At 61.5% G+C, this 12,811-nt stretch carries 12 protein-coding genes; 7 read left to right on the forward strand and 5 right to left on the reverse strand.

The window, feature by feature from the left end:
* The first annotated feature begins 86 nt into the window (after positions 1 to 86).
* On the forward strand, positions 87 to 1,682 hold the full coding sequence (locus tag ABNU55_RS10100; RefSeq protein ID WP_290752579.1) for an FMN-binding glutamate synthase family protein: 1,596 nt from the start codon (positions 87 to 89) through the stop codon (positions 1,680 to 1,682).
* Here ABNU55_RS10100 and ABNU55_RS10105 read toward each other — a convergent pair whose 3' ends face one another.
* The gene (locus ABNU55_RS10105) at positions 1,683 to 3,668 is read right to left on the reverse strand and encodes a PBP1A family penicillin-binding protein (RefSeq protein ID WP_290752582.1); all 1,986 of its coding nucleotides are present in this window, start codon (positions 3,666 to 3,668) and stop codon (positions 1,683 to 1,685) included.
* Between the two features lie 116 nt (positions 3,669 to 3,784).
* Positions 3,785 to 4,222, reverse strand: coding sequence for a thioredoxin domain-containing protein (locus ABNU55_RS10110; RefSeq protein WP_290752584.1), 438 nt, complete (start codon positions 4,220 to 4,222; stop codon positions 3,785 to 3,787).
* A 97-nt stretch (positions 4,223 to 4,319) separates the two neighbouring features.
* Between ABNU55_RS10110 and ABNU55_RS10115 the strand changes: the two genes are divergently transcribed.
* Positions 4,320 to 5,768, forward strand: a complete 1,449-nt coding sequence (locus ABNU55_RS10115) for an alanine/glycine:cation symporter family protein (RefSeq protein WP_290752586.1) — start codon at positions 4,320 to 4,322, stop codon at positions 5,766 to 5,768.
* 80 nt (positions 5,769 to 5,848) lie between these two features.
* Here ABNU55_RS10115 and purB read toward each other — a convergent pair whose 3' ends face one another.
* Both purB and ABNU55_RS10125 read right to left on the reverse strand, forming a co-directional pair.
* Positions 5,849 to 7,141 (reverse strand): adenylosuccinate lyase, encoded by a 1,293-nt coding sequence (gene purB, locus ABNU55_RS10120; RefSeq protein WP_290752588.1) that lies wholly within the window; start codon positions 7,139 to 7,141, stop codon positions 5,849 to 5,851.
* Positions 7,142 to 7,201: 60 nt separating this feature from the next.
* Complete coding sequence (locus ABNU55_RS10125) at positions 7,202 to 7,600, reverse strand: helix-turn-helix domain-containing protein (protein WP_290752590.1); 399 nt, start codon at positions 7,598 to 7,600, stop codon at positions 7,202 to 7,204.
* Between the two features lie 66 nt (positions 7,601 to 7,666).
* Here ABNU55_RS10125 and ABNU55_RS10130 point away from each other — a divergent pair, with 66 nt between their 5' ends.
* The gene (locus ABNU55_RS10130; RefSeq protein ID WP_290752592.1) at positions 7,667 to 7,987 is read left to right on the forward strand and encodes a nuclear transport factor 2 family protein; all 321 of its coding nucleotides are present in this window, start codon (positions 7,667 to 7,669) and stop codon (positions 7,985 to 7,987) included.
* On the forward strand, positions 7,984 to 8,769 hold the full coding sequence (locus ABNU55_RS10135; RefSeq protein WP_290752595.1) for an SDR family oxidoreductase: 786 nt from the start codon (positions 7,984 to 7,986) through the stop codon (positions 8,767 to 8,769). Before ABNU55_RS10130 ends, ABNU55_RS10135 begins: the two co-directional genes overlap by 4 nt.
* Before the next feature lie 7 nt (positions 8,770 to 8,776).
* On the opposite strand, the gene ispH is transcribed toward ABNU55_RS10135, so the two are convergent.
* Positions 8,777 to 9,727 (reverse strand): 4-hydroxy-3-methylbut-2-enyl diphosphate reductase, encoded by a 951-nt coding sequence (gene ispH / locus ABNU55_RS10140; RefSeq protein WP_290752597.1) that lies wholly within the window; start codon positions 9,725 to 9,727, stop codon positions 8,777 to 8,779.
* Between the two features lie 110 nt (positions 9,728 to 9,837).
* On the opposite strand from ispH, the gene ABNU55_RS10145 reads away from it, so the two are divergent.
* The 3 genes from ABNU55_RS10145 (at position 9,838) to ABNU55_RS10155 (ending at position 12,796) form a co-directional block, all read left to right on the forward strand.
* The gene (locus ABNU55_RS10145; RefSeq protein ID WP_290752599.1) at positions 9,838 to 10,407 is read left to right on the forward strand and encodes a hypothetical protein; all 570 of its coding nucleotides are present in this window, start codon (positions 9,838 to 9,840) and stop codon (positions 10,405 to 10,407) included.
* Between the two features lie 23 nt (positions 10,408 to 10,430).
* On the forward strand, positions 10,431 to 12,194 hold the full coding sequence (gene argS, locus ABNU55_RS10150) for an arginine--tRNA ligase (protein ID WP_348764342.1): 1,764 nt from the start codon (positions 10,431 to 10,433) through the stop codon (positions 12,192 to 12,194).
* 176 nt (positions 12,195 to 12,370) lie between these two features.
* Positions 12,371 to 12,796, forward strand: coding sequence for a hypothetical protein (locus ABNU55_RS10155; protein WP_348764343.1), 426 nt, complete (start codon positions 12,371 to 12,373; stop codon positions 12,794 to 12,796).
* Positions 12,797 to 12,811 lie beyond the last annotated feature (15 nt).

A 12,811-nucleotide genomic window follows, 5' to 3' on the forward strand; every position in this document is an offset into this window, starting at 1 on the left:
CTCGCTTTCGGGCTCTGGACTGTCGATTGAAGTCATTGCGGGGCGAGCTATCTGGAAAAACTGGCCAGCCGACGGACCCTTGTTTGATGTATAGATTCCTGCCGCTCATCTCTTCCATTCTTATGCTGGCGCTGTTCAGCGCCTGCCTCATGGTAAGTTCGTTTTTCTGGGTGGGGGTCATCCTCATGGCCGGGCTGACGGGCGTCGGCCTCTATGATGTCTTCCAGACCCGGCACACGCTCTGGCGCAATTTCCCCATAGCAGCCCGCATCCGCTGGATCGCCGAGGAATTACGGCCCTTTTTCAGGGCTTATATCGTCGAGAGCGATACCGAAGGACGTCCCTTCAATCATGAAGAGCGCGCCATGGTGTACCGGCGTGCGAAAAATGTGACCTCCGTCGAACCCTTTGGCAGCCAGCTCAATATCGACCGTCCCCCATATGAGTGGCTCTCCCATTCTGTTGCCGCGCGCCATCCGGCTGGCACCGATCCGCGTGTGAAGATTGGCGCGCCGGGAACGGCCCACCCCTATTCGGCAAGCCTTCTCAACATTTCGGCAATGAGTTTCGGGTCGCTCGGCGCGCATGCGATTGAGGCGCTCAATCGCGGCGCGGCGAAAGGCGGCTTCTATCACGACACGGGAGAGGGCGGTGTCTCCCGATACCACCGTGCTGGCGGCGGCGATCTCGTCTGGGAGCTGGGGTCTGGCTATTTCGGCTGCCGGACGAAGGAGGGCCGCTTTGATCCGGACCGCTTTGCCGACGTGGCCCAGGACGATCAGATCAAGATGATCGAGATCAAGCTCAGCCAGGGCGCCAAGCCCGGCCATGGCGGTGTCCTGCCCGGCAACAAGGTGACCGAGGAAATTGCAGAGGCGCGCGGCATCCCGGTCGGCCAGACCTGTTTCTCCCCTGCCGCCCACACGGCCTTCTCGACCCCCAAGGGGCTTATGGAGTTCGTGGCCCAGTTGCGGGAGCTATCGGGTGGCAAACCCGTGGGCATGAAGCTTTGCGTCGGCAATCGCTGGGAAGTCCTCGCCATATGCAAGGCCATGCTCGAGACCGGGATACATGCCGATTTTATCGTGGTGGATGGCGCAGAAGGCGGCACGGGTGCTGCTCCGGCCGAATTCATGGATCATATCGGCGCGCCGCTGCGCCAGGGTCTGGTACTGGTTCGCAACGCGCTGGTCGGCTGTGACCTCAAACGGCATGTAAAACTGGGGGCCAGCGGCAAGCAGATTTCCGCTTTCTCCATGGCGGCCTCCATGGCGCTGGGCGCGGACTGGATAAATACCGCGCGTGGTTTCATGTTTTCGCTCGGCTGTATCCAGTCGCTCAACTGCCACAACAATACCTGCCCGACGGGCATCGCCACCACCGACAAGGGCCGCCAGCGCGGCCTCGTCATTCCCGACAAGGCAGAGCGGGTCTATAATTTTCACCGCAACACCATCAGTGCCCTCATGGAAGTGGTCGGCGCGGCGGGCTGTGAGCATCCATCCGAACTTACCCCCCGACACATCATGCACCGGGTGACAGAAGACATCGCCGAGCCGGGCCACCGGGCCTACAAGCTGATCGAGCCGGGCGCGCTCATCTCCGGTGCAGACGACACGCATCTGGCGCGGGAATGGTCGATGGCGCAGACTGCCAGCTTCGCGCCGCTCCGGATCGACTAGCTAGTTGCTCTGGGTGCCTGCAAAGGCGTTTCCGACATCGCGGTAGAAGGCAATGCGCTGGCGCGTCTGCGGCGACAGGGTCACGAGTGAACCGGCCCCGGCAAGGGCTTCCGGCTCAAGGTTCTCATGCGCGATCACCATCATGTCATGCCATAGCGTTGCGGGAAGCCCGCCGCCGGTCACCCGCGCCATGGGCGTGTCGTCATCATTGCCGACCCAGACGCCGCCGACACGAAGCGCCGAAAAGCCCACAAACCAGGCATCGCGTGACTCCTGGCTGGTGCCTGTCTTGCCGGCCACCTGCCAGCCCTCAAGACGCGCGCGCCGGCCTGTCCCATCTGCGATTACACGCTCCATCATGGCGACCATGGTCTCCGCGTCGCGCTGGGGATAGACGCGCGAAGGATCGTAGCTTGGGCGTTCATAAAGAACGTCGCCGCGCGAATTTGAAATCCTGTCGACGATATAGGGATCAAGCCGCGTTCCCCCCGTCATGAAGACGCCATAGGCGCGTACAAGATCGAGAAGGCTGAGCCCCTGGCTGCCAAGGGCAATCGACGGGAAGGGATCGAAATCGCCGCTTACGCCGAAGGACTTGATGAGCGAGATGATATTCTCCTCACCCACTTCCTGACCGAGCTGCGCAGCGATCGTATTGATCGAATCCTGAAGCGCCTCAGTCAGCGTCATCGGGCCGGAATAGACGCGGGAATAGTTCTGCGGTGACCATCCATCGATGGTGACCGGCTGATCACGGCGGACGTCATACGGGGTGAGGCCCTGACGGATGGCTGTCGCATAGACAAAAGGCTTGAAGGCAGAGCCTGGCTGGCGGCGCGCCTGGGTGGCGCGGTTAAACTGGTTCTCGGTATAGTCGACGCCCCCATACATGGCGAGGATGCGCCCGCGTGGGTCCATGAGAATGCCGGCCGCCTGTGTGGCATCCTGCGCGGCGCCTTCTTCCTTCATGCGCTTGGTGAAAGCGGCATCGACGCGTTGCTGAACGTCCGCATCGATGGTCAGCGTGACAACGAGATCCCCGGGCAGGCTGGGCAGGATTTCGTTGACGCGTTCGGTCGCGGCGTCCAGCGCGTAACCAAATTGCGGATCGCGCGCAGGTGGTTCGGCAAGCTCGACTTCCTCTGCAGCGGCGGCGGCCGCCTGGCGCTGCGAGATGAAGCCAGCATTCACCATTTCACGCAGCACATAGGCCTGACGCTGTTTTGCGTCATCGAGATTATTGGTCAGCGCCAGACGTGAGGGCGCCTGGGGCAGGGTCGCCAGAAGCGAGGCCTCGCCGACCGTGAGCTCTTCGGGTGGCTTGCCGAAATAGAAGCGGGAGGCCGCGCCAAGACCGTAGAAACCTGCACCGAAATAGATCCGGTTGAGATAAAGCTCGAGAATCTCATCCTTGGAGAGGCGCTCTTCCAGCTGCCGGGCGAGGCGAACTTCCTGGGCCTTGCGGCGCAGGGTCTGTTCAGGCGTCAGGACAAGGTTCTTGATGAGCTGCTGTGTGATGGTGGAGGCGCCGGAGACTGTCTCGCCAGACGTGAAGTTTGCCCAGGCTGCCCGGATAATGGCCTGCGTATCGGCGCCGTCATGCTCATAGAAGCGCTTGTCCTCTGCGGCGATGAAGGCCTGTGCGACATGCGGCGGCAGTTCCTCAACCCGTACCGCGCGGCCATAGCGCGGGCCCCGGATCGCAATCGTGTCGCCGTCACGGTCAACAAATTCAATCGCCTGCTCGCGGCCCTTGGCCCAGAGCTGTTCGGTCGTCGGCAGGCCTGGCATGCCGCGATAGAGGCTCTGCACATAAAGCCAGACCGCAATTGCCGCGATAAGGGCGAGCCCGCCGACAATGACAAGGCTCCATAACAGGATGGGGCGGCCCTTCAGAAAGCCGCGCGAGGCGCGCTTAGGGCGCCGGTTGCCGCCATGGGTTGGCGGGCGGTCTTCAGGTGATCCGAAAGACGTCTTGCCTGCCAATGCGGTCTCTCTCCTGGGCTGGGTGTCGCGGTGCGTCGCGCATCATGCGTGTAATTGCGGCAGGGTGAAGGCTCTATGAATAAGCTGAATGCGCACAGCCTGAAGGCGTTGCAAAATCAGCGCAGCGGCGCCGGGCAGTCGGCCCCGTCGGGACGCCTGCGCCCCGGGGCCGCGCGCCGGGCCAGAATGCCGGACAGCTGAAGCCGGGCCTCGATCATCTCGATCGTGTGCCGGCTGTCGACACAGCTGATCGGTTCGCCCGTATCGGCGGCGATCAGGACCGCCATGCCCGTATAGCCGCCATACCAGTCCCAGATATATTCGGCATGGTGCATGCGCAGAAGGGCCTTTGAGGCATCAATGGTGGCCTGGCGGCTCTCATCGCCCGATCTCAGATGCGTCAGATCTATCGTGACCAGTTCCACATCCTCATTCGTCACGCTTTCCAGGGCGCGGCTGAGCTTTGGTTCGAAGACGCGGCAGGAGACGCACCAGTCCGCCGTGAGATTGACCAGCTTGACCGGCGGCTGGGCGGAAGCTGGCCAGACCGGCACCAAAAGCAACGCAATCGCGAAATGGAGTGGACTGGCAGTTTGTATCCCGCGCCGCAGCTGTCTATGAACGGCACGTAACAAAACAGACAAGGGCGACATGCTGGATTTTCTCAACGACATTATCGGCGGCAAGCTACTTATTGCCATTCTCATTCCACTTGGACTTGTCTTCACAATCTGGTCCAGGGGTGTCCAGTTCAGACTGTTCGGGTCGATGTTCTCCGTGCTTGGACAAGGGTTCCAGCACGAAACGGATCAGCCGTCATCTTTCCAGGCCCTTGCCCTGTCTGTGGCAGGCCGGGTCGGCGGCGGCAATATCGCCGGTGTAGCTGCGGCGTTGGCGCTCGGCGGTGCCGGGTCGATCTTCTGGATGTGGGTCGTGGGGCTTGTCGGCATGGCGACCAGCTATTTCGAATGTACGCTCGCGCAGGTCTACAAGCAGAAAGAGCCAAATGGCGACTTTCGCGGTGGGCCCGCCTATTACATCAAGCACGGTCTGGGCAAGAAACTCGGCAAGGGTGCGCCGGTCCTCGGTTTCGTCTATTCGCTCCTGCTCCTCATCACCTTCGGCTTTGCCTTCATCTGTTTCCAGAGCTTCGCGACAACCAGTTCGATCGATTCGGCCTTTGGGGCCCCGCGCATGTGGTCGGGCATCGCGCTTGCCATTCTGGTCAGCTTCGTGATCTTCGGCGGTGTGCGCCGTATTGCGAGCGTGGCAGAGATCATCGTTCCGATCATGGCAATTTTCTATGCCCTCCTTGGCGTCTATGTGCTGGTCACCCACCTGCCGCAGATCCCCGAAGCGCTCTCCACCATCGTCACCAGCGCCTTCGGCCTGAACGAAGCCTTCGCAGGCGGTATTGGCGGAGCGATCATGATGGGCGTCAACCGGGGGCTTTTCTCCAATGAGGCGGGCCTTGGCTCTGCGCCCAACGTTGCGGCTGCCGCTTATGTGGAACACCCGGCCCAGCAGGGCATGGTGCAATCGCTTTCGGTTTTCATCGATACGATCATCATGTGCACGGTGACCGCGCTCATCATCATCCTGTCCGCGCAGAGCTATATCGGTGTCGATGATGCCACCCAGGGTGTGCTGACCCAGCTCGCCCTGGCCGATCATGTCGGCAACTGGGCAGAGTATTTCATCGCTTTTGCGCTCTTCCTCTTCGCCTTCTCCTCGATCATGTATTCCTACTATCTCGGTGAGAATGCGGTCGACTATTACATCCCCGACAACAAGTTCTCGATCCTGATCTACCGGCTCATCGTGATCGGTTTCGTTCTGTTTGGGGCCACGGTTGAGCTGTCCGATGTGCTGAGCTTCAGTGATCTGACAATGGGTCTGCTCGCGCTCGTGAACCTTCTGGCCGTGGCGCTTCTGTTCCCGATCGGCCTCCGGGTCATGCGGGATTTCGACGACCAGCGGAAAGCCGGCGTGAAAGTCCCGGTCTTCGATGTCGACAGGTTCTCCGACCTTGAGATCAGCCGCGAAGCCTGGACGCTGAATGAGCGCCCGGATAGCCAGACGGAGACGCAGAAAACCTAAGCCGCCTTTCGCGCCGCAGCCAAAAGAAAAGCCCTCATCGATGGATGAGGGCTTTTTGCTTTGGAGCACCTGTCAGATGTCTAGCCGAAGACGCGATCGAAAATGAGGTCGACCCGCTTGAAGTGGTAGTCGAGGTCGAAAAGCGATTCCAGCTGCTCATCGGTCAGCTTGCCGGTCACTTCGCTGTCGGCCTTCAGATGATCGAGGAAAGCGCCTTCGCCTGCCCACGTCTTCATCGCATTGCGCTGGACGAGGCGATAGGAATCCTCACGGCTGACACCGGCCTCGACGAGCGCCAGAAGCACGCGCTGTGAGTTATGTAGCCCGCCCATACGCTCCATGTTTAGCATCATCCGGTCAGGATAGATGAGCAGATTCTCAACCACGCCCGCCAGGCGGTGCAGGGCGAAATCCATATGGATGGTCGCATCCGGGCCGATGCCGCGCTCGACCGAAGAGTGGGAGATGTCGCGCTCATGCCAGAGGGCGACATTCTCGAGGGCCGGGGTCACAGCCGAGCGGATGAGACGCGCAAGGCCGGTCAGGTTTTCCGTCAGCACCGGGTTGCGCTTGTGCGGCATGGCGGAGCTGCCCTTCTGGCCCTTGGAGAAGAACTCCTCGGCTTCCAGAACTTCGGTGCGCTGGAGGTGCCGGATCTCTGTCGCGAGACGCTCCACCGAAGAGGCGATCACGCCGAGGGTGGCAAAGAACATGGCATGGCGGTCACGCGGAATGACCTGCGTCGAGACAGGTTCTGCTTCCATGCCGAGCTTGTCGGCAACATATTCCTCCACACGCGGATCGATATTGGCAAATGTGCCGACAGCGCCAGAGATGGCGCAGGTTGCGACCTCCTTGCGGGCCGCCACGAGGCGTTCACGTCCACGCGCGAATTCGGCGTAGAAAGTGGCGAGCGTCACACCAAACGTCGTCGGTTCGGCGTGGATGCCGTGGCTGCGGCCGATTTTTGGCGTGTATTTGTGTTCTTCGGCGCGCTTCTCCAGCGCCGCCAGAACGCGGTCCATGCCGACAAGCAGGAGGTCTGCGGCGCGCACCAGCTGCACATTGAGGCAGGTGTCGAGAACGTCGGAGGAGGTCATGCCCTTGTGCAGGAAGCGGGCGGGCTCTCCGACATGTTCGGCCACATTGGTGAGGAAGGCGATGACGTCATGCTTCACCTCAGCCTCGATCTCATCGATACGGGCAACCTCGAAACTGGCCTTCTCACGAACGGCTCTGGAGGTGCCTTCCGGAATCTGACCGAGGCTCTCCATCGCTTCGGCCGCCAGCGTTTCGATTTCCAGCCAGATGCCGTACTTGCTTTCCGGCGACCAGATGGCTGTCATCTCAGGGCGGGCATAGCGTTCAATCATTTCGGGCCTCTTCGCGTGTTATGGCGCGGGTTCTACGCGCGCGGGCGAGAGTCGCAAGCCCTACGCTGCTGGGTCCGCGGGTTCATCGTCTACCTCTGGCCGGTTTTCCGCCCATGTCAGGAGCGCATCGAGCGCTGGGCAAAGCGACTGCCCCCAATCGGTCAGCCCGTATTCCACCTTGGGCGGTACCTGATGGTGAACGATCCGGCGCAGGATGCCATCAGCCTCCATTTGTCGGAGTTGCTGGATCAGCATCTTCTGGGAAATCGCCGGAATGGCGCGCTCGAGTTCAGAAAAGCGAAGGAGCCGGCCGCCAAACAGGTGGAACAGTATTATAAGTTTCCACTTGCCCTCCAGCATTCGAATAATTTCTTCGACGCCGGCTGCTGCCGTTTCTTCAGTGTATTCGCGTTTCTTACCTGGAGGTAAGTACCCTACTTTTTTGTCTGTACTTGTCATCTTTCCGGCACTGCTCGATCTCTCTTCCACGACAGAATGCCCTGCGGGGCAGAAAGGAGCAATGCGATGACCCTACCTGAAAGCGTGCAGGCCTTCTTTGACCTGCCGAAACCCGCAAGCAACCGTGACATTGAGGCGATTTTCGTTCCGGACGCACATGTCCGCGATGAGGCCCGGGACCACAAAGGCACCGAGGCGATCACGACCTGGTGGCGGGAAACAAATGAAGCCACCCCGTTCACTGCCGTTCCAAAATCAACCGGGCACAGCGACGGGCGGCTGGTCGTTCACGCCGAAGTGTCCGGCAGCTTCCCGGGAAGCCCGGTCATGTTAGGCCATTATTTCAGGCTTCGGGACGGCAAGATCGAGGAGCTCGAAATCAAATGAATGAGACCTGGCTCAAAATTGACGGCCTGAAAGTGCTGGTCACCGGCGGCACCAAGGGAGCGGGGGCAGCGATTGCCAGCCGCTTCGCCTCCGCGGGGGCTGATGTCATTGTGAGTGGCCGAACCGCGCCGGAGGCGCTGCCTGCGGGAATCGAGTTCGTGCCCGCAGACCTGACGTCAGGCACAGGCCCCTCTCAGTTGGCGACCGTCGCCGAGTACCGCCTTGGCGGCGTGGATATTCTCGTTAATGTCGTTGGTGGCTCGTCGGCGCCGGGGGGCGGGTTCGCGGCACTGACAGACAGTCTCTGGACTGCAGAACTGAACCTGAACCTTATGTCTTCGGTACGTCTCGACCGCGCTGTCTTGCCCGGCATGATCGAACGCGGGTCGGGCGTCATCATCCATGTTACGTCGATCCAGGCGCGGATGCCTCTGCCGGAATCTACAACGGCATATGCGGCGGCCAAGGCGGCTCTGTCGGCCTATAGCAAATCCCTTTCCAAGGAGGTTGCGCCCCAGGGGGTGCGCGTGATGCGAGTCGCGCCAGGATGGATTGAGACAGAGGCGGCCACCGCGCTGGCTGGGCGGCTCGCCGAGGCGGCCGGAACGGATGTGGAGGGCGGCAAGAAGATCATCATGGACAGTCTTGGTGGCATCCCCATCGGGCGCCCCACTTGTCCGGATGAAATTGCAGACCTTGTTGCTTTTCTGGCTTCCCCGAGGGCGGGAGCTATCACCGGCGCAGAATACGTCATCGATGGCGGAACGATACCGGTCGTCTGAGTCTGTCCTAGACTTCCGCAGCCAGCACGCGGGGCAGCTTGAAGGTGACCGTCTCATTCGCCGTGGTGACGTGTTCGACTTCGATGTCGAAACGCGCCCGGCAGGCGGCGATGAGGCCCTGCACCAGGTCTTCCGGGGCAGAGGCGCCTGCGGTGAGGCCCAGCGTCGAGACGCCCTCGAACCAGTCCCAGTCCACATTGGAAGCGCTGGCGACGAGCCGGGAGTCCCTGGCGCCGGCGCGTTTGGCGACTTCGACAAGGCGTTTGGAATTGGATGAGGTCTCGGCCCCGATGACCAGGAAGAGATCACAGCCATCCGCCATCGCCTTGACCGCTTCCTGGCGGTTGGTCGTGGCGTAGCAGATATCTTCCTTGTGCGGGGTCGCAATGCCGGGGAACCGTTCCTGCAGGATTGAGACAATGCTGGCCGTATCGTCGACCGACAGTGTTGTCTGGGTCACGAAGGCGACATTTGCGGCGTCTTTCGGCTCAAACTGCCTTGCATCGTCTTCGGTCTCGATCAGGGCGATGGCGCCTTCAGGCAGCTGGCCCATCGTGCCGATGACTTCCGGATGGCCGGCATGTCCGATCAGCACGATTTCCTTGCCTGACCTGTGGTGGCGCTCGGCCTCCACATGGACCTTGGAGACGAGCGGGCAGGTGGCATCGACATAGACGAGATTGCGCCGCTCGGCTTCGGCCGGAACGGCTTTCGGCACGCCATGCGCGGAGAAGACGACAGGCCGGTCCGGCGGGCACTCTTCCAGCTCCTCGACAAATACGGCGCCCAGCGACTCAAGGCGCGAGACGACATGCTGGTTGTGCACGATTTCGTGGCGGACATAGACGGGCGCGCCCCATTTGCCGAGGGCTTCCTCGACGATCTGGATGGCGCGATCGACGCCCGCGCAAAAGCCACGCGGGGCGGCGAGCCTGATTTGCAGTTTCCTGCGGTCCATTAAAACCTCCTGCACACGACGCAGATCGGGCGTTGCGCGCTTTGCTGGTGTCCCGTAACACTGCAGCCCTTACATGGACAGCCTCACCAGCGAGGCCAAGACCACAAGGCATGATTATGCGCGTTATAGCTGTACTTGCTGCCGGACTGATGCTCGCGGCCTGCGGAAGCAACCCCATTTCCCGGGCTCTGGATTCGCGCCAGAATGCCGGTCCGTGTCCGCCGGCCGCTGCGCTCTATGACGCCTCGCGTATCGTCGAGATGACCGAAGGCGGCACGCGCTTCAGCGACATTACCTATACGGGTGAGATCACGAACGTGAACGTCATCTGCCGTTATGTCGAGGACCAGCCGGTGCGCGCGGAACTGGAAATCGACTTCGCGTTCGGCAAGGGCCCGCAGGCCACGTCCAATTCTCACCAGTACCAGTACTGGGTGGCCGTGACGCGCCGCAGCTCCAAGGTTCTCGCCAAGGAGTATTTCGCGGTGGATGCCGATTTTGGCGGCTCCACTGTCGATGGCAGCCGCGAAGTCCTTCAGGACATCATCATTCCGCGCGCGGATGACACGATTTCCGGGGCCAATTTCGAGATCGTCGTTGGTTTCCAGCTGACGGATGAGGAGCTTGCCTTCAATCGCGAAGGGCGCCGCTTCCGTCTCGACGCCGCCTCCGGTTCCTGACACCACACATTCCGGAAACGGTCATGAACGATCTCGTATCTCACCTGACGAAAGTCTTCACAGCGGCTTTCGAGGCCGAGGGCTTTGAAAGCCGCTGGGGCGCCGTGCGCCGCTCCGACCGCCCGGAGCTGGCCGATTTCCAGTGCAATGGATGCATGGGCGCAGCCAAGTCCAGAGGACTGGTGCCGCGCGATCTTGCTGCCACCATTGCTGAAAAGGTGCAGGGCGATGATGCCATTGAGCGCGTCGATGTCGCCGGGCCGGGTTTCCTGAATATCAAGGTGACATCCGAGGCGCTGTCGCGTCAGGCAGAAGCTGTGCGCGCGGATGACAAGGCTGGCGGCGGCGCTGTTGCTACGCCTGAAAAGGTCGTGATCGATTTTGGCGGTCCGAATGTCGCCAAACCGATGCATGTCGGCCATCTGCGCTCTGCGGTCATTGGTGACACGCTCTGCCGCCTTTTCCGCTTTCTTGGCGAAGACGTGACGGGCGACGCCCATCTTGGCGACTGGGGCCTGCAGATGGGCCACCTCATCACAGAATTGCTGGCCGAGCAGCCGGACCTCGTTTATTTCCGGCCGGATTTTGCTGGCCCCTATCCGGATGAGCCGCCTGTCACGATTGAAGACCTTGGCCGCCTCTATCCGCAGGCTTCCGCCAAGGCCAAGGAAGACCCCCAGCGCAATGAGGCGAGCCAGCTCGCTGTCGCTGAAATGCAGGCCGGGCACCCCGGCTACCGCGCGCTGCTGCGTCATTTCATCAATGTCTCGGTTGAGGCTCTGAAGGTCGATTACGGCTTTCTGGGTGTCGAGTTCGACCTCTGGAAGGGCGAGAGCGATGTCGATCAGCTCATCCCGGGCATGGTGGAGGACCTGAAGGAAAAGGGCCTCGCCAGACTGGATGACGGCGCCTGGATCATCGATGTCTCGCGAGAGAGCGACAAGAAAGAGATGCCGCCCTTCATGGTCATCAATTCGCGCGGCGGCACGGGCTACCACGCGACAGACCTTGCGACGATTGTCGACCGGGTTGAGACGCTGCACCCCGACCGCATGCTCTATGTGGTGGACCAGCGTCAGGCGCTGCACTTCGAACAGGTTTTCCGCGCCGCAGACATGGCGGGCCTGATGAGCGAGGACCGCCTCGAACATATCGGCTTTGGCACGGTAAACGGCACGGACGGCAAGCCGTTCAAGACGCGCGAAGGCGGCGTTCTGCGCCTTGCGGACCTTAACCGTATGGCACTGGAAGAAGCCGAAAAACGCATCGGTGAAACCGGCCTTTCCGGCGATATCGGCGAGGAGGAACGCGCCAGGATCGCCGCGCTGGTTGCGCGCGCGGCGCTGCGCTTTGCTGACCTGCAGAACGTGCGCACCACCAATTATGTTTTCGACCTTGAGCGGTTTACGAGTTTTGAGGGCAAGACAGGGCCCTACCTTCTCTATGCGTCTGTGCGCATCAAGTCGCTTCTGCGCCGCGCGAAGGACGCCGGCCATGCGCCGGGCCAGATCCGTATTGAGAGCGAGACCGAACGCGCGCTCGTCCTGGCCCTGGACGGTTTTGCGAATGCGCTGGAACAGTCTCACGCCAAGCGCCAGCCGCACATCCTCTGTGAGCACGTCTATACGCTCGCCCAGGCGTTTAGCGCTCTTTATGCAGCCCATCCCATTGCCAATGAAAGCGATGAAGCCCTCCGGACCTCCCGCCTTGGTCTTTGCGAAGCGGTGCTGTCTCAGCTTGAGGCTGGTCTCGGTATCCTGGGAATTGAAGCGCCCGAGCGCATGTAGCGGTGAGACGCAGATTGCGGCGCCTGACCCGTTAACAGAACGGCGCTGCGCGTTAACGTCTTGGGCGTCTTTAACCCTGTTTGCCTCCAGAAGTCCCACGCTGGCCGCCTGCGCGGTAACTTTCGTGCAAGGGCTGTTTACTATGATCGCGGCATGAGCGGTTAGAGGAGCGCCCCATGCTGAAAGATCTCATCCGGCAAGTCGCAGATGGCGCAGGCCTTGAAGAAGAAGCGGCACGCGAGGCGGTCGGGGTGGTTTTCACCACGGCGGACCGCCAGGGCGCTTCCCTGATCGAAAAGGTCTTCGCGCAGGTGCCGGGCGCCCGCACACTGGCCGCTTCCACCGCTGCACGCCAAGAGATGCCGGCCGGCCCGATTGCAAAGCTCATCGAGCAGACGCCGGGCGGTAAGCGCCATGTTGCGCTGGACATGTTCGCGCGCCTCCACGCGCTTGGGCTCGGCCATATGCAGGTCTCCCGCGTGGTCACCATGATTGGCAGCTGGGCGGGCGCGACCTTCGCGCTCAGCGACACCGCACTGCTGGTCGATCTTTTCGAGAGCGATGCCCCGGCAGAGCCCGAAAAAGGTGTGGCTGTCGCCTGACCACAAATAAGGCAT

Source organism: uncultured Henriciella sp., assembly GCF_964005855.1.
Classification (GTDB): Bacteria; Pseudomonadota; Alphaproteobacteria; order Caulobacterales; family Hyphomonadaceae; genus Henriciella.

What these genes read in the sequence shown, in the direction of transcription:
- ABNU55_RS10100 (WP_290752579.1), top strand. Translation starts at nt 87, where the DNA reads ATGTATAGATTCCTGCCGCTCATCTCTTCCATTCTTATGCTGGCGCTG.
- ABNU55_RS10115 (WP_290752586.1), top strand. Translation starts at nt 4,320, where the DNA reads ATGCTGGATTTTCTCAACGACATTATCGGCGGCAAGCTACTTATTGCC.
- purB (WP_290752588.1), bottom strand. Translation starts at nt 7,141, where the DNA reads ATGATTGAACGCTATGCCCGCCCTGAGATGACAGCCATCTGGTCGCCG.
- ABNU55_RS10125 (WP_290752590.1), bottom strand. Translation starts at nt 7,600, where the DNA reads ATGACAAGTACAGACAAAAAAGTAGGGTACTTACCTCCAGGTAAGAAA.
- ABNU55_RS10130 (WP_290752592.1), top strand. Translation starts at nt 7,667, where the DNA reads ATGACCCTACCTGAAAGCGTGCAGGCCTTCTTTGACCTGCCGAAACCC.
- ABNU55_RS10135 (WP_290752595.1), top strand. Translation starts at nt 7,984, where the DNA reads ATGAATGAGACCTGGCTCAAAATTGACGGCCTGAAAGTGCTGGTCACC.
- ispH (WP_290752597.1), bottom strand. Translation starts at nt 9,727, where the DNA reads ATGGACCGCAGGAAACTGCAAATCAGGCTCGCCGCCCCGCGTGGCTTT.
- ABNU55_RS10145 (WP_290752599.1), top strand. Translation starts at nt 9,838, where the DNA reads ATGATTATGCGCGTTATAGCTGTACTTGCTGCCGGACTGATGCTCGCG.
- argS (WP_348764342.1), top strand. Translation starts at nt 10,431, where the DNA reads ATGAACGATCTCGTATCTCACCTGACGAAAGTCTTCACAGCGGCTTTC.
- ABNU55_RS10155 (WP_348764343.1), top strand. Translation starts at nt 12,371, where the DNA reads ATGCTGAAAGATCTCATCCGGCAAGTCGCAGATGGCGCAGGCCTTGAA.